Raw genomic sequence first — 18,541 nt, 5'->3', positions numbered from 1 at the left:
ACTAGTCCAGTCGAGTGCGCGTTCTTAGAAGGGTAATCGTGAAAAACGTGGCTGCGATGGCTGCCAAGGCAGCAGCGTTGAAGAGCACGATTGACGGGACATCACCTGCCAGAAACACGCTTTGCAATGAGGCGACGAAGTATCGAGCGGGCACCGCATAACTGATCCACTGCAAAGCCATTGGCATGCTTTCCAGCTCGAACACAAAATTCGAAAAGTAAAACGCTGGCAGAAAGGAGGAGAGGATCGAGATCTGTGCGGCAACCAACTGATTGCGTGTCAATGTGGAGATCAACAAACCTTGGCCGAGGGATGTCAGCATAAAAATGGCCGAAATCGCGATCAGCACGATGAGGGATCCGCGAAGTGGTACATCAAAGACTATGACAGCGAGCAGGCTTGATAGCCCCATCGAACCCATGCCCAGGAAGAAATACGGCGTCAGTTTTCCGATCAGCAGTTCGGCAACATTGATCGGCGTTGCGAGTAGAGCCTCCATCGTGCCGCGTTCCCATTCCCGCGCGATGACCAGCGCTGTCAGGAGGGACCCGATCAGCGTCAGGATTATCGCGATCGACCCGGGAACAAGGTAGTTTCGGCTCGCCAATTCAGCATTGAACCAGACCCGGTGCTCGACCGATATAGGCAGACTTGCGATCGTGTCGCCGCGACTGATGCGCTCTTGCTCAATCCAATTGATCCACAGGAATTCGATGTATCCTTCCACCAGATTTGCGGTATTGGGGTCGGCACCATCTACGATCAACTGAAGAGGCGCGCTGTGGCGACGGTAAGCTTCTTCGGCGAAGTTCGCCGGGAGCACGACGATCGCATGTAAGTCGCCGGAAACGAGTTTGCGTTCTAGAAAGCGCCGATCATGGGTGGTTTCAACATCGAAGAAGGGGGAATTGTTTAGGGAGGCTGCGAAGCTCCCGGTTTCCGGTGTCGGCTGTTCGATGACAAGACCGACGTCGTAGTGACGAGGATCAAAGGATACGCCATAGCCGAACAGGAAGAGCAAAAGTGCGGGCAGAATGATCGCCACCACAAAATTGCTGGGATCTCGCAGTACCTGGCGCCCTTCCTTGCGGATGAGACCGGCAATGCGTCTTGCGCTGAAAGTCCGCCGCGTCGACTGGGTCATGATGCGGTGGCTTCAGGCAAGTTCGACGAGGTCGTCACCAGCTCTACGAAAGCCTCTTCAAGCGTCATTTCCGAATTGCCGGCGTGTAGCTTGAGCTCTGCCGGGCTTCCTTCAGCAATCATATGGCCCGCGAAGATCAACCCGACGCGGTCGCAGTATTCGGCTTCTTCCATAAAGTGAGTGGTGACCACAACGGTCGTTCCGTTATCGGACAGCGCATTGATGTGAGACCAAAACTCACGACGGGTGCGAGGATCGACTCCGGAGGTCGGCTCGTCCAGGAAAAGCACATCCGGTCGATGCATCAAGGCGCACGCCAGAGCGAGCCGTTGTTTGTGACCCAGCGGGATTATCCCGGCATTTTTTTCTTTGATCGATGTCAGATCGAAGGTTGCGACCATCTCATCGATAGCGTTCCGTCGAGACTGCCCTGTCAGGCCGTAGACACCGGCAAAGAATTCAAGGTTTTGGTGAACACTCAGATCGGCGTAGAGCGAAAACTTCTGGGCCATGTATCCCAAGCGCCCGCGAGCCTGGCTGGGTGATTGGCCCAAGTCATACCCTGCAATCGAGGCGTTACCTGAGGTTGGCTCCAGGAGTCCGCACATCATCTTAAACGTCGTGGACTTCCCGGCCCCATTGGGTCCAATCAATCCGTAAATTTCGCCCCGCTCTATTTCGAAGCTGATATCTTGTGCGGCCGCGAAGCTACCAAATTTCTTGGTCAGAGCGTTAGAGCGGATGACGACGCCGTTTTCTGGCCGGAGGATTTTCGAGAGCTTTCGAAACGGTGAGCGTGATTGCTTGGCACCACCCAGTCGATCCATGAAAGCGTCCTCGAAACGAGGACGAGTGGAAGACAGTTTGGCGCCGGGAAATTCTTCAGCGAGCGATCGTGATGCGGCTCGGTCACTCAATACAAGTCGCAGGTTTTGACCCTCGATAACACCATCCACGATTTCCTGGCGGGTCAGCAAATCTTCCAGAACTCGGCGTCTGCTGTGGTTCAGTCCCACCAAATGAAAGGTTCTGTCAGCCAACGGCTCGGTCATCTTCGCCGGCGAGCCGTCGAAGATCGAGCGGCCTTCACTCAACACAATAACGCGATCACACAACTCAGCTTCGTCCAGATAAGCGGTACTCCACACCACGCCGATCCCGTCATCAACAAGGTTCTTGACCATGCGCCACAACTCCCGGCGAGAGATCGGATCAACGCCTACGCTTGGCTCATCGAGCAAAAGGAGTCTGGGCTTCCTGACCAGAGAGCAGGCCAGGCCGAGTTTTTGCTTCATGCCGCCAGAAAGTGCACCCGCCAAGCGGTCTGTGAATGTGGCCAGACCTGTGAATTCAAGGAGCGCATCGAAACGATCCTGCCGTCGCTCCGTACCGAGCTCCCTTAGGTCTGCATACAGATTGAGATTTTCCAGGACGGTCAGGTCTTCATAGAGGCCAAACTTTTGTGGCATGTACGACAATTGGGCATGCAATTGTGCGCCATTTTTCTGTGGGTCAAAGCCGCAGACGCGCAGCTCGCCCTTTGTGCGCGTCAACAAGCCGGCGAGCACGCGCAACAGGGTTGTCTTGCCAGCGCCGTCCGGCCCGACCAGTCCCGTAACTCCCCCAACAAGAAGGTCAAAGGATAGGTTGTTCAGCGCCGTTTCATTGCCGCGGCCGAACCTTTTTGTGAGGTTAGCAACCGATATCAACGGGTCATTCGTCATTAGCGGCCAAATCGACATGAACGGTCACCGGCATACCTTGCCGTAGCCCGTTGTCGGCCTCTGAAACGACAACCCGAACGCGGTATACCAAGCTGGTCCTGAGTTCGCGCGTCTGCACGCTTCTAGGTGTGAATTCTGCAACCGGTGAGATGAATCCGATCTGGCCCGTATAGCGTCCGCCGGAATCGGTCGATACCGTCACATTCATCCCGGGGTGGATATGGCCAAGATCGGGCTCATCAAGATAGGTCCGAACCCAGATCGGCTCACTGAGAGAAATCGTGTATATGGGCTCGCCGGCAGAGATAACCGCGCCTGGCTCGCGAATGCGTGTGAGGACGATGCCTTGATTGGGCGCGGTCAGGCTAGCGTCCTCCAGTCTTCGCCGCGCCAATTGGAGAGAAACCAAAAGGGCGTCACGATGCGCACGGGCCGCGCGCTTGTCCTCCTCCCGCGGCCCTTGTCTCAATAGCGCAAGTGTCTCCTCCGCTGCCCGTAGTCTGGCGACAGCAAGGTCGACTTGCATTTGCGCCTCGTCGTGAAGCTGGTGCGAGGCGATGTTGCGCTCGGCCAAGGTCTCCTGTCGCTCCAACGTTGCCTCAGCGAAAACCAATGCTGCGCGACTTTGTTCGACTTGAGCTTCAGCCTGTCCAATTTCTTCCGGTCGATTCCCCGCTTCCAAAGCATCGAGAAGCGCTTGTTGCGCGCTAAGCTCGGCTTCCGCCAAGGAAACTGCGTCAACAAAGTCTTCTCGCTCAAGGGACGCGATTGTATCCCCGGGATCAACGCGATCACCTTCGTCAGCAGACACAGCTTCGAGCCGGCCTGCGACCCTGAAGCTCAGATCCACCTGGCGCACGTCAACATTGCCATAAAGTTCCAGGTAGGCTGGGTGATCCGGTTCAGGGCGATTAAGCCACCAAAGCAGGATCACCACAGATAAAGCCAAGGCGAGGCCAAGCCCCCATCGCAGATTATGGAGCACGGCCTTCCTCGCTTTCAGCCATTGGTGCCAGGAGCCCGGAAAGTTCAAACGCGGTAAGGTCGTTGGCCAAATCTTCAGCCCTGGCGTCGGGAGCAACAAAGACCGCGAAATAGAGTGCCCGTTCGATCATGCCCAACACGACCCAACCCATGAGATCGGCGTCGAGCGGTTTTGTCAGCCCGGCAGCGCTTGTGGCGCGCATATAGTGTGAGAGAGTTTCCGCAATGCTTTCAAAATGTTGATTGAGCCGTTCGCGATCTTCCAGTGGAAGTGCTGATTGAGCTTCTAATACCAGCCGCGTCAGCATGGGGTGCGAGCGGCAAAACAGGACCAGCGTTGACCATATGGCGTGAATCTGTGCGCGCATGTCGGCTGGCTGTTTCATCTGAGCGACTGGATGCTGACCAAGTGTTGCGTCCAGGAGATGGGAGAAGAACCCGTCAATAAGCTCTAGATAGACAGCTTTCTTGTTGTCGAAATGAAGATAAAAACTGCCTTGAGCCACGCCAGCCTGGCCGACAATGTCGGACACGCGCGCGCCTTGATACCCCTTGTCGTTGATAACGATTTCGGCGGCGTCCAGCAGCCGTCGCTTCATCCCTGTATCTTTGGAAACTTCAGCCGACATGGAGCGCTACACCTAATCCGATATCACTGACTGACGTGTCAGTCAGTGATATCGGATTAGGCTTCGAAATGCAAGCACAACACCGGGGCCTCCCTTGGTTATGACCGCGGCAATTTGGCGCGCCCGAATTTCGAGGAGCGGTGAGGGGTACATAGACGAGCGGCGTAATTGGTTCGAACACGCTCACATCGGAGCATTTCGACCAGGGACAAAATGACTCGGCAATTACCCAGCTTTTTGGCGCTCGCAGCGATATTACTGGCCCTGACCTTTGCGGGCGCCTCAGACGCGATGGCGCCGTTCGGCGGACAAACTGCCAGCGCCTGTCACGTTGCTACTAGCTCAACATGCTGCGGTGAAACCCTAGAGTCGCCCGTCAGCGAAACCGGTGCCTGCGAGATCTGCGACAATGCCCGCTGCACGGGACACCACACTTTCTCACCTACTTCGATCAATCGGGCCGACGGTCACGACGTCCGCCAGTTCGATGCTCAGATTCATGTGCAAACGGAACATGATCGTTTTCGCGCGACCACGCATCCCGTTCCCAGACAGCCACCACGCCATTGAGGCTTTGTAGCCCGCGTTTGGGCAAGACGACCTCAAAGGACGATGACTGGAGATAGATTATGACTGGAATTATAGGCGCAGCGCTCGCGATTTCGCTGGTAGCGCTGTCACAAGACGCGGCAGAACAACCACCGCTAAGCTTGGCGGAAGCCGTCTTGACCGCTGAACAAGCTGACGATGCATCCGTACAAGTCTGGCAGGCTCGTGCGCAAGCGCTGGAGCATCGCGGCGAGTCCGAGAATGCCTTGCCGGATCCCATGGTCCGTGTCGGGCTGGCAAACGTTCCGCTGAGTGATTTCGATTTGAACCGCGAAGCTATGACGCAGGCCCAAATTGGCGTTCGGCAGATGTTTCCGCGTGGCGAGACCCGCGAATTAAATCGGCTACGCCGCCAGGCTCAGGCAACCGGCGCGCGAGAAGGTGGCGAGCTTGAACAGGCCCGCATCCGAGTGTCGGTGCGCGAGGCGTGGCTCGAGGCCTATTATTGGCAGCAAGCCGACGCGCTAACACGTCAAAGCCAGATGTCGATCAGACAGCTTGGCGAAATCGCGACCGCTAGCTTTGCGACCGGCCGCCGAAACAGTCACGACGTAATTCGGATCGAGTTGGAAACCTCGATACTGGACACGCGCCTCATCCAGATCGAAAGCCAGCGAGAATTGGCGCAGGCCAATTTGGAGCGCTTTGTTGCCTCTGACGTCGCTCGTCGGCCCCTTACACCACAGCTGCCGATCCTGCCAGCAACGCCGCCGGACATTCAATCCGCACAATCAAGGCTCGTAAGCCACCCAATGGTACGCATGCTGGATGCTCAAGTTACTGCGCGGGGCCGTGAAGTTGACTTGGCACTTCAGCAATATCGACCGGGCTGGGCCGTTGAAGCCGGTTACGGATTGCGGGACTCGCGTTCCGATGCGGCGAGCGTCGCCGTAACGGTTGAGGTTCCGCTCTTCAGTCGCCGCCGACAAGACGAAGGCGTTGCCGCAGCACGCCAGGAAGAGGCAGCGGATCAACTCAATCGACAGGCGACCTTGCTGGAGATGAACCGGCAGTTGGAGCGGGAATTCTCGCGCTACCTCCGGCTTAGCGAAGAGCGCGTCCTTTTCGAGGGTGACGTTCTTGAAAGAGCACGCGAAACGGCTCGAGCTGTTCTCATTGCCTACGAGAATGAGCAGGCTGATTTTGCTGAATTGGTTCGCGCTGAGCTCGCCCTTCTGGACGCAGAACTCGCTTTTGTTCGACTAAACATTGATGCGCTGCAGAGCCAGGCTCGCATCCTCTACCTTGTAGGAGATGTCCAATGACACTCAAATCCTATTTGCTTGGCGCAGCCTTGGTTAGCGCCGGCCTCACCATCGGCTTTATCTCGGCAAACATTCTAGGCGGAGAGAATTCCAGCGGTAGCGACAGTGCTGAGCGTCGGGTTTTGTATTGGCAAGCTCCAATGGACCCGAGTTTTCGAAGCGACTCTCCCGGTAAATCGCCAATGGGTATGGACCTCATTCCGGTCTATGAGGGTGAGGAGGCTGATCCGGATGGCGCGATATTGATCTCGCCCGCAGTCGAGAACAATATCGGTGTTCGGACCGCTCAGGTCGCGCGCGCAGATTTTTTTCACGCTGTATCATCTGTTGGGTATGTTCGGCCCGATGAGGATCAGACCTCCGTGGTTGACGTGCGCGCTGAGGGTTGGATCGAGGATCTCCCTGTTGCTGCGGTGGGAGATGTCGTCAGTGCCGGTGATCTGCTTTTCCGCATGTACTCGCCGGAAATCGCAACAGCCCAGGCAGAATACATTCAGGCACGCCGGATTGGTCGGGACGTCCTGATCTCCGCGGCACGGTCCCGTTTGGTTGCTCTCGGTGTCACGCGCGATCAGATCAACCGTATAGCCCGAACGGGCAATGCCGATGAACTCGTGGAAGTGCGGGCCAGCCAGGATGGCGTTGTGATCGCTCTTGAGGTGCGCGAGGGATCATATGTGCGGCCGGGCGCACAGCTCATGACGATTTCCGACCTATCTTCGGTATGGATCCTCGTGGATGTTTTTGAAGATGACGCCCTCATGGTCTCGCCAGGTCAAGACGTCCACATCCGATCGACGGCGGATCCGAGCCGCACCTGGCACGGCGTGGTCGAATACGTCTACCCAACGGTCGATCCGCAAAGTCGAAGTGTGCCGGTGCGTATCCGCTCGGCGAACGAAGATGGCGCGCTACGCCCAGAAACCTACGTCAACGTAACCATCGACACAGAACCTCACGTGCAGGCTTTGACTATCCCGCGCGAAGCAGTCATCCGGTCCGGGCAATCAGATCGGGTCATTGTCGCTGAAGGTGAGGGGCGATATCGACCAGCGCGCATCGATACGGGGATGGAATCTGATGGCCGCATTGAGATTCTCTCTGGCCTGCTCGAGGGCGAACGCATTGTCGTTTCCAGCCAGTTCCTGATCGATTCTGAAGCCAGCCTTCAAGGTGCTGCTTTGCGGATGAGCCCGCCCGGTGCAATCGATGAAGCCGAAGGCACTCAAGTCCAACAAGCAGAAGGACGAGGTGTCATCGTCAGCCTGATGGCCGGCCATGGCATGATCGATCTCGAACACGAGCCGATCGAAGCGCTCGGGTGGCCCGCAATGTCTATGTCATTTCTGACACTCGACGGCGTTGACCTGAGTGAATTCGCCGTTGGGCAAAGCGTCATGTTCGATCTGCAGCGCAATGAAGACGGCGAGTGGCGGATCTCTGCGATCATGGCCCAGGACATGGATGTGCCCACGGCCACAGATGAGCCGGGTCACGGCGATCACGCCGGGCATGGAGGGCACTGATCATGATTGCTTCCATCATTCGCTGGTCAATCGGCAACCGTCTGATTGTCCTTATCATGGCCGTCTTGTTGGCTGTATTTGGGGCCTTCTCGCTTAGCCGCACCCCGCTCGACGCCATTCCCGACCTCTCTGATGTTCAGGTCATCATCAAGACGACCTATCCCGGACAAGCCCCTCAGGTCGTTGAAGATCAAGTCACCTATCCGCTGACGACAGCCATGTTGGCGGTGCCGGGCGCCGTCACGGTCCGAGGCTATTCCTTTTTCAACGACAGCTACGTTTACATCATTTTCGAAGATGGGACGGACCTCTACTGGGCTCGATCACGGGTCCTGGAATACCTCTCCCAAGTTGCCCCGACCTTGCCAGAAGGAGCATCGCCAGCCCTGGGCCCAGACGCGACGGGTGTCGGGTGGATTTATCAGTATGCGCTCATAGACCGCACCGGCCAGCACGACCTCTCCGAGCTGCGATCCTTACAAGACTGGTTCCTCAAATATGAGCTTCAAACCATTGAGGGCGTTTCCGAGGTCGCGACGATCGGCGGTATGGTGCGACAGTACCAAGTCGTTGCCGATCCGGACCGTCTACGCGCCTACAATATCCCGCTTTCTCATCTTCGTATGGCGATCCAGCGCGGCAATCAGGAGTCGGGCGGTCGCGTGATCGAAATGGCCGAAGCGGAATACATGGTCCGTGCGTCCGGCTACATACAAGGCATAGAGGATCTGGAGGCTATCCCGGTAAGTGTGACTGAAAACGGCACGCCGATTTTGCTTTCCGATGTTGCTGACATCCAGATCGGACCGGAGCTCAGGCGCGGCATTGGCGAGCTTAACGGTGAGGGCGAAGCCGTCGGCGGTGTCATCATCATGCGCTACGGCGAAAACGCGTTGGCAACGATCGAGCGCGTTGAAGAACGCATTCACGAGCTTGAAGAGTCACTTCCTGACGGTGTTGAGATTGTCACCACCTACAATCGTGCTGGGCTGATTGAACGCGCCGTACACTCCCTTCAGGAAAAGCTTATCGAGGAATTTCTCGTCGTTGCCCTGATTTGCGCGATCTTCCTTTTCCACCTGCGTTCGTCGCTAGTGATTGTTCTCAGCCTGCCGCTTGGCGTGCTGGCGGCTTTCATCATCATGAACGCGCAGGGGATCAACGCAAACATCATGTCACTGGGCGGGATCGCGATTGCGATTGGCGCCATGGTCGACGCCGCTATCGTGATGATCGAGAACTTGCACAAGCATATCGAGAAGGAAGAGATAACACCCGAGAACAGATGGCGGATTGTCGCTGATGCAGCTGTCGAGGTTGGCCCGGCGCTGTTCTTCTCGCTCCTGATCATAACCTTCAGTTTCGTGCCGATCTTCGCTCTGGAGGCACAGGAAGGTCGCCTCTTCCACCCTCTGGCTTTCACCAAAACCTATGCGATGGCTGCTGCTGCGGGGCTCTCGGTAACGCTTGTTCCAGTGCTGATGGGATTCTTTATTCGCGGAAAAATCACGCCTGAACACAAAAACCCGATCAACCGCATTTTGATCGCAGCGTATCGCCCCTTCATAAGCGTCGTAATGGCTCGCCCATGGGTGATGGTCGGCCTGGCGGTTTTGGTCATGGCCAGTGCGGCGGTGCCGCTGTCGAGAATGGGCAGCGAGTTCATGCCCGATCTGGATGAAGGCGATTTACTGTACATGCCAAGCGCCTATCCGGCCGTCTCCGCGGGCAAGATTGCAGAGGTTGTCCAGCAAACGAACCGGCTTATCGCGACGGTGCCGGAGGTCCTGACCGTCTATGGCAAGGCTGGCCGAGCCGACACGGCCACTGACCCGGCCCCGCTCACGATGATCGAAACGACGATTCAGTTGCGGCCGCGCGAAGAGTGGCGCCCCGGCGTGACGATGGATGACATCCGCGCAGAACTTGACCGTTTGGTTGATGTTCCTTCCTTGACAGATGTTTGGATCATGCCGATCCGCAACCGCATCGATATGTTGGCAACCGGCATCAAAACCCCTGTGGGCGTGAAAGTCGCAGGACCTGATCTCGAAGTGATCGCGGAGATAGGCCAACAAATCGAAGATGTCATCGAGACCGTGCCGGGTACGGCTTCGGTTTATGCCGAACGCGTAACAGGTGGTCGTTTCGTCGATATCGATGTTGACCGACTCGAGGCGGCACGCTTCGGTCTCAATGTGGCTGACGTTCACGACGTCGTACGTACGGCAATTGGAGGCATGACGATCACGGAGAGTGTCGAAGGTCTGGAACGATATCCGGTAAATCTACGCTACCCGCGTGATTATCGAGGCTCGATCGACGAGCTTCGCGCCCTGCCGATCGTTACCCCGTCAGGTGCTCAAATCCCGCTGTCGCGCATTGCTGAAATCGGCGTGTCGGACGGACCTGGCGTTATTCGCAGTGAAAATGCCCGCCTGAATGGCTGGATTTATATCGATATCGCTGATGTTGATATCGGTAGCTATGTCGCTGACGCACAGGCCGCCGTGGAAGAGTATATCGACTTGCCGGCCGGTTACTCGATCAGCTGGTCCGGTCAATACGAGTATATGGAGCGGGCCAAAGCCAAGTTGAGCATTGTGGTTCCGGTTACGATTGTGATCATCGTGCTCCTCTTGTTCCTCAACTTTGGTCGGCTGATCCCGGTCCTGTTGATCATGGTCACACTGCCGCTGTCATTGGTGGGCGGTTTGTGGCTGCTCGATTTGCTCGGTTACAACATGTCTGTCGCTGTCGGTGTGGGCTTCATTGCGCTCGCTGGCGTGGCTGTCGAAATTGGCGTGTTGATGATCGTTTATCTCGAACAGGCCCTGGCTCGAAGAAAGGCGCTCGCGCGCGATGAAGGTCGAGACATGACAGCGGCCGATTTGAGAGAAGCGATCGTGGAGGGCGCGCTCATGCGTGTTCGACCGATCATGATGACGGTTGCGGTGATTGTGGCCGGCCTCTTGCCGATTATGTTTGGTACCGGCACCGGATCAGAAGTCATGCGGCGCATTGCGGCGCCAATGGTGGGCGGCATGACAAGTGCGACCATCCTGACTTTGTTGGTTATTCCTGCGGCCTTCTTGCTGTGGCAACGAGCCGTCCTGAAAGGCCGCAAACCCAAACAGGATGACAAGCAGATTGAGGGAGCGCCTGCGGAATGAACGTAAACCAGGCAGCGAAACTAACCGGCCTTCCGTCCAAGACCCTCCGCTACTACGAGGAGGTTGGTTTAGTTTCGCCTGCCCGGGCCGCGAATGGATATCGCGTCTATGATGCCCGTGATGTTCAAAAGCTCGCTTTCATCGCCAATGGACGCTCCCTCGGCTTCTCATTGGAGGAATGCCGACGCCTTCTTTCGCTATACGAAGACCCGACACGCTCGAGCGGCCAGGTAAAATCAACTGCCCAGGCACAGCTCAATATATTGGACGTCAAACACAAAGAGCTTTTAGCGATGCGGCGTGAATTACGCCGCCTGATCAGCAGCTGCAATGGCGATGATCGGCCCGATTGCCCGATCGTGGAAGGCTTGGCTCAGCGCATTACGACGATACCGGAGGTAGGGTGATCAACGCCTGTTGACCTTCCAGTGACTGGAAGCCGGATCATACGTCGCAATATCGGATATGGAGACCTGTATGACAACATCAGACAAAGACTCTGGTTCTTGCTGTAAAGGCGAGGCACCGACGCACGCGTGTTGTGGTGATGGCGCTCAAGACCATACTCATCATGGCCACGGCAGTGAACGAGTGACCGATCCAGTCTGCGGAATGGATGTTGATCCAGATGCCGGCAAACCCCAGGCGTCCCATGACGGAGCGACTTTTCATTTCTGCTCCTCGTCCTGCCATGACAAGTTCGTCGCAGATCCTGAGCATTATCTCTCCGGTGCACACAAGCAGGTCTACGACGACATGCCGGCGGGCACTGAATATACCTGCCCCATGCACCCGGAAATCATACAGGACCACCCCGGCGACTGCCCGATTTGCGGCATGGCCCTGGAGCCGATGGGGGTACCGACTGGGGACGAGGGACCGAACCCTGAATTGGTGGATTTTCGCCGCCGGTTTTGGATCGGGGCTGTTTTGACACTGCCCTTGCTCGTCTTATCCATGGGGCCATATGTCGGACTGGGATTTGTCCGCGAAGCGATTGGCGAAGGCATTGCTGGTTGGGCTGAGCTTATTTTGGCAACACCTGTCATCCTGTGGTCCGGCTGGCCGTTCTTCGAGCGTGGGGCAAAGTCGGTCATCACGCGAAACCTCAATATGTTCACCCTGATCGGGATGGGCGTTGGAGCCGCTTACATCTTCTCCGTCGCCGCGGTGATAGTGCCCGACATTTTCCCAGAGGGGTTTCGCGGCGCGGACGGCCATGTGGGCGTCTATTTCGAAGCCGGCGCCGTGATCGTTGTTCTCGTTTTGCTGGGCCAGGTCATGGAGCTTGGCGCGCGCGAGCGGACGGGGTCTGCCATCCGGGCCCTGCTTGACCTAGCCGCCAAGACGGCTCGAGTAATCAGGCCGGACGGGAGTGAGGAAGAAATCCCACTCGAGGATGTTGAGGTGGGAGACCGCGTACGTGTTCGACCTGGAGAAAAAATTCCCGTGGACGGCGAGGTCGTTGATGGTCGATCGTCCATCGATGAATCCATGATATCCGGGGAGCCTGTACCGGTCGAAAAAACGACTGGTGACGCGGTAACGGGTGCGACGATCAACGGCACTGGCAGCTTGATCATCGAAGCCAAACGTGTCGGTGCCGACACGATGCTCAGCCAGATCGTCGAGATGGTGGCTAATGCCCAGCGTAGCCGAGCCCCGATTCAAAAGCTTGCTGACGTCATCTCGGGCCGTTTTGTTCCCGCCGTCATCCTGATCGCTGTCATTTCCTTTGTGTCATGGTCCATTTGGGGGCCGCCTCCCGCTATGGCTTATGCCCTGGTATCCGCGGTAGCGGTGTTGATTATCGCCTGTCCGTGTGCGCTCGGTCTTGCCACGCCAATGTCGATTATGACGGCAACAGGGCGGGGTGCGCAGGCGGGTGTTTTGATCAAGAACGCCGAGGCGCTCGAGCGTTTCGCCAAAGTCGATACTCTGATTGTGGACAAGACCGGTACGCTTACCGAGGGCAAGCCAAAGCTCGTGGCAGTCATCACCCGTGATGAACACACGGACGATGAGCTACTTCGACTGGCCGCTAGTCTGGAGCGAGGATCCGAACACCCGTTGGCAGAGGCTATTGTCGAGGGCGCGCTGGAAAAAGGACTGGAACTTGCCCAAACGCAAGACTTTGAAGCGATCACGGGCAAGGGCGTGATCGGTCGGGTTGATGGTCGGGCTGTGTCGCTTGGCAATGCTCGCTTGCTTGAAGAGCTGGGTCTCGCAGCAACCGATCTGGCGGAGACGGCGGATAATCGTCGCGAGCAAGGCGAAACCGTCATGTTCGTCGCGATCGACGGTGCGGTCGCCGGCTTGGTCTGCGTTGCGGACCCGGTCAAGGAGACGACGCCAGAAGCCCTGGAAGCGCTGCATGGTCTTGGCTTCAAGATTGTCATGGCGACAGGCGACAATGAAAAAACCGCTCGCGCAGTCGCCGCGCGGCTCGGCATTGACGAAATTCGCGCTGACGTCCTTCCCGAAGACAAGGCACGGATCATTCAGAATTTGCAGTCCGAAGGGCGACGTGTCGCGATGGCAGGAGATGGTGTAAACGACGCGCCCGCGCTGGCGCAGGCGGATGTTGGTATCGCCATGGGAACAGGCGCAGATGTCGCGATCGAGAGCGCAGGCTTCACTCTCATCAAGGGGGATCTGAACGGGATTGTCCGAGCTAGGCGCCTGGCCAGCGCTACCATGCGCAACATCAAGCAGAACCTTTTCTTTGCGCTGGTTTACAATGCTGCGGGCGTGCCCATCGCGGCCGGCGTGCTGTACCCGTTCCTGGGCATTTTGATTTCACCGATCTTCGCCGCGGCGGCGATGAGCCTGTCCTCGGTTTCGGTGATCTCGAATTCTCTGCGATTGCGTTCCGTCAAACTCTGATCTGTAGCGAGGCGAAGATGGACAAGGCCTATAAGACGAACTCACTCAGCCTGTTCGGGGCTATAGCGATGGGCACGGGCGTTATGATCGGGGCGGGTATTTTCGCCCTCACCGGTCAGATCGCCGAACTGGCCGGCAACGCCTTCGTCTGGGTATTCGTGGCGGCGGCCGTCGCGACAGGCTTCAGTGCCTATTCCTACGTGAAACTGGCCAATGCCTTTCCGTCGGCCGGCGGTATCGCCATGTTCCTGGAAAAAGCCTATGGTCGCACCGCCATTACGGCGAGCGCCGGCTTGCTGATGGCCTTTTCCATGGTGATCAATGAAAGCTTGGTCGCCCGCACGTTTGGCACGTACACAGCGCAATTATTCGGCTGGCAGGCCAGTCCGATAATCATCCCAGCCCTCGGAGTCGGACTGATCCTCGCGGCGTTTGCCGTCAACCTGCTCGGCAATCGTGTCGTCAGCTTCTTTTCCGTCTTCCTGGCATTGGTCAAGGTGATCGGAATCGCAGCGCTTGCCTTTGCGGGGTTCTGGGCGGCTCAGGGCTTGACGGTCGAGCCGAGCAGAACCCCGTACGAGCCAAGCGTTCTAGGCTTTCTGGCCGCGCTCGCGCTCGGTGTTCTGGCCTTCAAGGGTTTTACGACCATCACCAATAGTGGCGGCGAGATCAAGGACCCGCATCGCAATGTCGGTCGGGCGATCATTCTCGCGATTTTGGCTTGCGTCGTCGTCTATATCTTCGTGGCCTTGGCTGTCGGCGCAAGTTTGCCGATCGATGCCATCGTGGACGCCAAGGACTTTGCTCTCGCCGAGGCCGCGCGGCCAACCTTTGGCGATACAGGACGCCTGGTCACGATCCTTCTGGCCATGCTGGCGACGGCCTCGGGTCTGGTTGCAAGCGTTTTTGCTGTCTCCCGCATGCTGGGCATGTTGACTGACATGCAACTAATACCGCATCGGCATTTTGGCATGCCGGGGCGGATTCAAACCCACATGCTGGTCTACACGATTACCCTGGCGGCGGTCATGACTATCCTCTTCGATCTGTCGCGGATCGCCGCGTTGGGTGCCATGTTGTACCTCGTGATGGACCTGGCCGTTCACTGGGGGGTGCTGAGACATCTGCGAACGGGTGTTCAGGCCAGCTTGCCGGTTGTTCTCACTGCTCTAGTCATCGATTTAGCGGTCCTAGCGGGGCTGGTCGCCACCAAGCTCCAGCACGACCCCATCATCGTGATGGTTGCCGTGGCGATCATGGTCGGCGTGTTTGTCCTTGAAAGAGTTTTCCTTCGTCGCCGCGATTTTGACGATCCAGACGATCATGCTCAGCACAGTCACTAATTGGTTGAATTCGCGGGGTCGGAATGACCTCACAGTTGTCCGCCCGATGCGTCAACCTGCCGCGCCACGGGACTGAGGGGTAAGGCGGCTTCGCTCGTAATTCCAGTATAGGCCGCAATTTGTTTGTGGTTAATACAGGAGTTAGATATGAGACAAATTGCTTATGCTGCAGCTGTGGCAAGTCTGATCGGATTGACGACGCCCGCTTCAGCTTTGGCCGAGGACTATGAGGTCCACATGCTCAATCGTGGCACCGAAGGTGCCATGGTATTCGAGCCCGCTCTGCTCGAGCTCCAGCCCGGCGACACGGTGACTTTTCTGCCAACTAATCCGAGCCACAACGCAGAATCCATCGCCAGTATGATGCCTGAAGGGGCGGAGCCGTTTCGAGGTGAATTGAATGATTCCGTGACAGTGACGTTCAGCGAGGAAGGCCTCTACGGCATCAAGTGCGCTCCCCACTATGCAGCCGGAATGGTTGTCCTGATCAATGTGGGCGACGGCGACGCGGTCAATGGCGAAGAGGCTCGGTCCGCAAGGCATCCAGGGCTTGCCCGGCGCCGCATGGGCGCGCTCTTCGACCAGCTCGACGCTGAATGACGGCCACCAGAAAAGGTCGCCGGAAACGGCTTCGGCCCCTTCGGCGACGAATGAGGGACAAATGACATACAATCATACACCCAAGCATCAATTCGTACGCCGGGTGTTGAAACTCGGCGTCGCGAGCTTTCTCCTCGTCAGTGCTGTTGGCATGGCCTCGGCGCAGGACGCGTCTGCCGCGGAACGCACATCGAGTGGCCGAGGCTATCTTCCCGGTCTGTCCGGTGTGGATCGTTCAGCGCAAACTTCCTGGCACCTTGCTGGCTATGCGGACGCATCGTTGGTGTTTTCGGACCCCGATGTCGGAAATACCTCTTCGCAGTTCACGCGGGTTCGATTCAACCCGGCCTTCCATTTTCAGTATCAGGACCTGGTGCTTCTGGAAGCGGAAGCAGAAATCGAGAATACAGATGCGGGCACGGAAGTTACGCTGGAATATGCGCAGGCAAATATCCTTGCCCACCCGAACGCGGTTGTGGTCATCGGGCAGTTTCTAAGCCCGGTCGGTCAGTTCAAGGAACGACTTCACCCGTCATGGATCAATCGAATGGCGGATGCGCCAGCCGGTTTTGGGCATGACGGCGTACAGCCGGGATCCGACATGGGTGTCATGGTGCGTGGCGGATTCAATCTTGAACCTGGTCTGCTCACCTATGCAATCGCACTCGGCAACGGGCCGCGGTCAGCCATGAAGGCGGGCTCGCGCTGGAGGCATTCAACGGCGATGACAATAGCGACAAGGCGCTTTCCGGCCGCTTTGGTTTTCTGCCGGTCCCCGATCTCGAAATCGGAGCATCTTTCCTGAGGGCTTCGGTATCGGGTGCGCCTGCCGAAGTGGACGCCGGGGGGCATGCCGAAGCCCGGCCTTTGGTCGGGTCGGGCAGCGAGACAGGTGACGATGCACACGGCCCCGAACTGTCTGATGCGGACGTTTTTTTGTGGGGAATTGACGCCGCCTATACCGGCGGGCCGTGGGATGTTCGGGCTGAATATCTGAATTCGACTCGGGATCCCATCAATTCCGGATACCAAGGCGCGGCAGGTATCGTGGCGTTGCCGAAGCTTGAGAGCACAGCTTGGTATGTCCAGGCGGCCTACCGGCTGTCCGGTACCGCCGAACGCCCCTGGCTGGGACGCGTCGAACCGACCATGCGCTACGGCGAGTATGAAGTTAGCGGTCTGGACGGACTGGCCGAAGAAGCTGCGGAACAACGCTGGGACGTTGGAGTGAATTTCTGGCTGGCGCCATCCATCGTCACGCGCGGCGTTCTCCAACAGCGCGAATTCACTGCCAGACACGATGACGACGTACAGGAGGAGACACGCGTACTGCTTCAATTCTCGTATGGCTTCTAATCAAGGAGGGATTTTTAAATGGTACGAGCGGGATTTTTGCTCGGCGTCGCAGCGGTCTTAGTGACCGCTGCTGTCGTCGCTCAGGAGGACACGGCGCAAGCGCCGCCGCCTCAAGCGGATGGTCGTTACGACTTTTCCGCTGATCAGGTTGGTCGCGGCGCGCAAGCGTGGGCCGACAATTGTGGCCGGTGCCACAATATCCGTTCGCCGGGTGAACTCACCCCGGAACTCTGGGATGTATCGGTCACGCACATGCGTGTCCGGGCCAATATCCCTGGAGATGTCGCGGAGGATATTCGAGCTTTCCTGATGTCGAGCTCCGCCAGTCGTGGCGAGTCATCGCCCAGGCCCGAAGTCGAGGAGCGGCCACGTTTCGATTTGACATCGGCCAACCTGGACAATGGTCGGTCGATCTACGAGCAAACCTGCATCGCCTGCCACGGCGATAGCGGTCAGGGCGCCTTCGAGGGCATGCCGGTGCTCGGCGGGCCCCAGGGGCGTTTGATGCAATCTGACTCCCTGTTGCTTGACCACATGGTCAACGGGTTCCAAGGCGAGGGATCAATCATGGCGATGCCAGCGCTCGGAGGGAATCCTGACCTGGAGGCACAGGATATGGCGGATACCCTGGCATACCTCCGGACCCTGTTGGCGGTCCCGGAGCCCGATGGAGGCGATTAACGTGGTTGCCGGGCAACCGAAGGGCTGACAGCCTTTGTGGCGCGAGCCCGATCATTGGGAGCTTTTCGCGTGAACCCCGGCCTGGAGGCAGCGATGTCAGAGAAGGTATCTCGTCGTGATTTCATTTATGTCGCTGCTTCCGGAGCGGGGGTCATAGGTCTGGGCGCGGTTGCCTGGCCGTTTATCGACAGTTTCAATCCTGCGGCGGACACGCTTGCGGCGGGCACGACTGAAGTTGACGTGTCAGCGCTTGAACCCGGCCAGAGGCTGACTGTTGCGTGGCGAGAGCGGCCCGTTTTTATCGAGAGGCGAACGTCCGAATCGCTGGAGCTCGCACGGGCCGACGACGACAATCCGGATCTGATTGACCCGCAAATCGACGCGGATCGCGTGCTTGATCCGGAATGGCTGGTGGTTATCGGCGTGTGTACGCATCTGGGATGCGTACCCCTCGGGCAATCCAGCAATGACAACAGAGGGCGGTTCGGCGGATGGTATTGTCCGTGCCATGGCTCGGTATACGACGTTTCCGGACGTGTTCGGCGAGGACCGGCGCCCAAGAACCTGGAGATACCGCCGTACCGCTTTCTCTCGGACGCTCGGATTCGGATCGGAGATTAA

Annotated in this window: 15 protein-coding genes; 11 read left to right on the top strand and 4 right to left on the bottom strand. The window is 57.8% G+C overall.

The features are described 5' to 3' along the window. Position 1: 1 nt before the first annotated feature. The 4 genes from PKE71_RS15170 to PKE71_RS15155 are packed head-to-tail and all read right to left on the bottom strand — an operon-like array spanning position 2 to position 4,481. On the bottom strand, positions 2-1,144 hold the full coding sequence (locus PKE71_RS15170) for an ABC transporter permease (RefSeq protein WP_271187844.1): 1,143 nt from the start codon (positions 1,142-1,144) through the stop codon (positions 2-4). Next, positions 1,141-2,886: an ATP-binding cassette domain-containing protein gene (locus PKE71_RS15165; protein ID WP_271187843.1), complete on the bottom strand. Its 1,746-nt coding sequence runs from the start codon at positions 2,884-2,886 to the stop codon at positions 1,141-1,143. Before PKE71_RS15165 ends, PKE71_RS15170 begins: the two co-directional genes overlap by 4 nt. Then, positions 2,858-3,853, bottom strand: a complete 996-nt coding sequence (locus PKE71_RS15160) for an HlyD family efflux transporter periplasmic adaptor subunit (protein ID WP_271187842.1) — start codon at positions 3,851-3,853, stop codon at positions 2,858-2,860. The genes PKE71_RS15165 and PKE71_RS15160 overlap by 29 nt, the downstream gene beginning before the upstream one ends. Next, positions 3,843-4,481 carry a TetR/AcrR family transcriptional regulator gene (locus PKE71_RS15155; RefSeq protein ID WP_271187841.1) on the bottom strand — a complete coding sequence of 213 codons (639 nt, stop codon included), beginning with the start codon at positions 4,479-4,481 and terminating at the stop codon, positions 3,843-3,845. Before PKE71_RS15155 ends, PKE71_RS15160 begins: the two co-directional genes overlap by 11 nt. A gap of 629 nt (positions 4,482-5,110) precedes the next feature. On the opposite strand from PKE71_RS15155, the gene PKE71_RS15150 reads away from it, so the two are divergent. The 11 genes from PKE71_RS15150 to petA all read left to right on the top strand — a co-directional run bounded on the left by PKE71_RS15150 (position 5,111) and on the right by petA (position 18,541). Continuing rightward, the gene (locus PKE71_RS15150; protein WP_271187840.1) at positions 5,111-6,355 is read left to right on the top strand and encodes a TolC family protein; all 1,245 of its coding nucleotides are present in this window, start codon (positions 5,111-5,113) and stop codon (positions 6,353-6,355) included. Further along, on the top strand, positions 6,352-7,881 hold the full coding sequence (locus PKE71_RS15145) for an efflux RND transporter periplasmic adaptor subunit (RefSeq protein WP_271187839.1): 1,530 nt from the start codon (positions 6,352-6,354) through the stop codon (positions 7,879-7,881). The genes PKE71_RS15150 and PKE71_RS15145 overlap by 4 nt, the downstream gene beginning before the upstream one ends. A 2-nt stretch (positions 7,882-7,883) precedes the next feature. After that, positions 7,884-11,054, top strand: coding sequence for an efflux RND transporter permease subunit (locus PKE71_RS15140; RefSeq protein WP_271187838.1), 3,171 nt, complete (start codon positions 7,884-7,886; stop codon positions 11,052-11,054). Then, entirely contained in the window at positions 11,051-11,461 is a 411-nt protein-coding gene (gene cueR / locus PKE71_RS15135; protein WP_271187837.1) for a Cu(I)-responsive transcriptional regulator, read from the top strand. Before PKE71_RS15140 ends, cueR begins: the two co-directional genes overlap by 4 nt. Before the next feature lie 70 nt (positions 11,462-11,531). Beyond that, positions 11,532-13,940 (top strand): heavy metal translocating P-type ATPase, encoded by a 2,409-nt coding sequence (locus PKE71_RS15130; protein ID WP_271187836.1) that lies wholly within the window; start codon positions 11,532-11,534, stop codon positions 13,938-13,940. A gap of 17 nt (positions 13,941-13,957) precedes the next feature. Next, positions 13,958-15,283, top strand: a complete 1,326-nt coding sequence (locus PKE71_RS15125) for an APC family permease (protein WP_271187835.1) — start codon at positions 13,958-13,960, stop codon at positions 15,281-15,283. Between the two features lie 147 nt (positions 15,284-15,430). After that, complete coding sequence (locus PKE71_RS15120) at positions 15,431-15,883, top strand: pseudoazurin (protein ID WP_271187834.1); 453 nt, start codon at positions 15,431-15,433, stop codon at positions 15,881-15,883. 61 nt (positions 15,884-15,944) lie between these two features. After that, on the top strand, positions 15,945-16,688 hold the full coding sequence (locus tag PKE71_RS15115; RefSeq protein ID WP_271187833.1) for a hypothetical protein: 744 nt from the start codon (positions 15,945-15,947) through the stop codon (positions 16,686-16,688). Between the two features lie 62 nt (positions 16,689-16,750). Beyond that, the gene (locus PKE71_RS15110) at positions 16,751-17,239 is read left to right on the top strand and encodes a porin (protein ID WP_271187832.1); all 489 of its coding nucleotides are present in this window, start codon (positions 16,751-16,753) and stop codon (positions 17,237-17,239) included. Between the two features lie 18 nt (positions 17,240-17,257). Next, a complete protein-coding gene (locus tag PKE71_RS15105) occupies positions 17,258-17,920 on the top strand; it encodes a c-type cytochrome (RefSeq protein ID WP_271187831.1) in 663 nt (220 codons plus the stop codon). A 93-nt stretch (positions 17,921-18,013) separates the two neighbouring features. After that, complete coding sequence (gene petA, locus PKE71_RS15100; protein WP_271187830.1) at positions 18,014-18,541, top strand: ubiquinol-cytochrome c reductase iron-sulfur subunit; 528 nt, start codon at positions 18,014-18,016, stop codon at positions 18,539-18,541.

Source organism: Maricaulis virginensis, from assembly GCF_027922185.1.
Classification (GTDB): Bacteria; Pseudomonadota; Alphaproteobacteria; order Caulobacterales; family Maricaulaceae; genus Maricaulis; species Maricaulis virginensis.
The sequence above is the reverse complement of the archived record's forward strand: the minus strand, read 5'-3'. Positions and strand labels throughout refer to the sequence as shown.

What these genes read in the sequence shown, in the direction of transcription:
- PKE71_RS15165 (WP_271187843.1), bottom strand. Translation starts at nt 2,886, where the DNA reads ATGTCGATTTGGCCGCTAATGACGAATGACCCGTTGATATCGGTTGCT.
- petA (WP_271187830.1), top strand. Translation starts at nt 18,014, where the DNA reads ATGTCAGAGAAGGTATCTCGTCGTGATTTCATTTATGTCGCTGCTTCC.
- cueR (WP_271187837.1), top strand. Translation starts at nt 11,051, where the DNA reads ATGAACGTAAACCAGGCAGCGAAACTAACCGGCCTTCCGTCCAAGACC.
- PKE71_RS15130 (WP_271187836.1), top strand. Translation starts at nt 11,532, where the DNA reads ATGACAACATCAGACAAAGACTCTGGTTCTTGCTGTAAAGGCGAGGCA.
- PKE71_RS15120 (WP_271187834.1), top strand. Translation starts at nt 15,431, where the DNA reads ATGAGACAAATTGCTTATGCTGCAGCTGTGGCAAGTCTGATCGGATTG.
- PKE71_RS15170 (WP_271187844.1), bottom strand. Translation starts at nt 1,144, where the DNA reads ATGACCCAGTCGACGCGGCGGACTTTCAGCGCAAGACGCATTGCCGGT.
- PKE71_RS15105 (WP_271187831.1), top strand. Translation starts at nt 17,258, where the DNA reads ATGGTACGAGCGGGATTTTTGCTCGGCGTCGCAGCGGTCTTAGTGACC.
- PKE71_RS15150 (WP_271187840.1), top strand. Translation starts at nt 5,111, where the DNA reads ATGACTGGAATTATAGGCGCAGCGCTCGCGATTTCGCTGGTAGCGCTG.
- PKE71_RS15145 (WP_271187839.1), top strand. Translation starts at nt 6,352, where the DNA reads ATGACACTCAAATCCTATTTGCTTGGCGCAGCCTTGGTTAGCGCCGGC.
- PKE71_RS15125 (WP_271187835.1), top strand. Translation starts at nt 13,958, where the DNA reads ATGGACAAGGCCTATAAGACGAACTCACTCAGCCTGTTCGGGGCTATA.
- PKE71_RS15115 (WP_271187833.1), top strand. Translation starts at nt 15,945, where the DNA reads ATGACATACAATCATACACCCAAGCATCAATTCGTACGCCGGGTGTTG.
- PKE71_RS15140 (WP_271187838.1), top strand. Translation starts at nt 7,884, where the DNA reads ATGATTGCTTCCATCATTCGCTGGTCAATCGGCAACCGTCTGATTGTC.
- PKE71_RS15155 (WP_271187841.1), bottom strand. Translation starts at nt 4,481, where the DNA reads ATGTCGGCTGAAGTTTCCAAAGATACAGGGATGAAGCGACGGCTGCTG.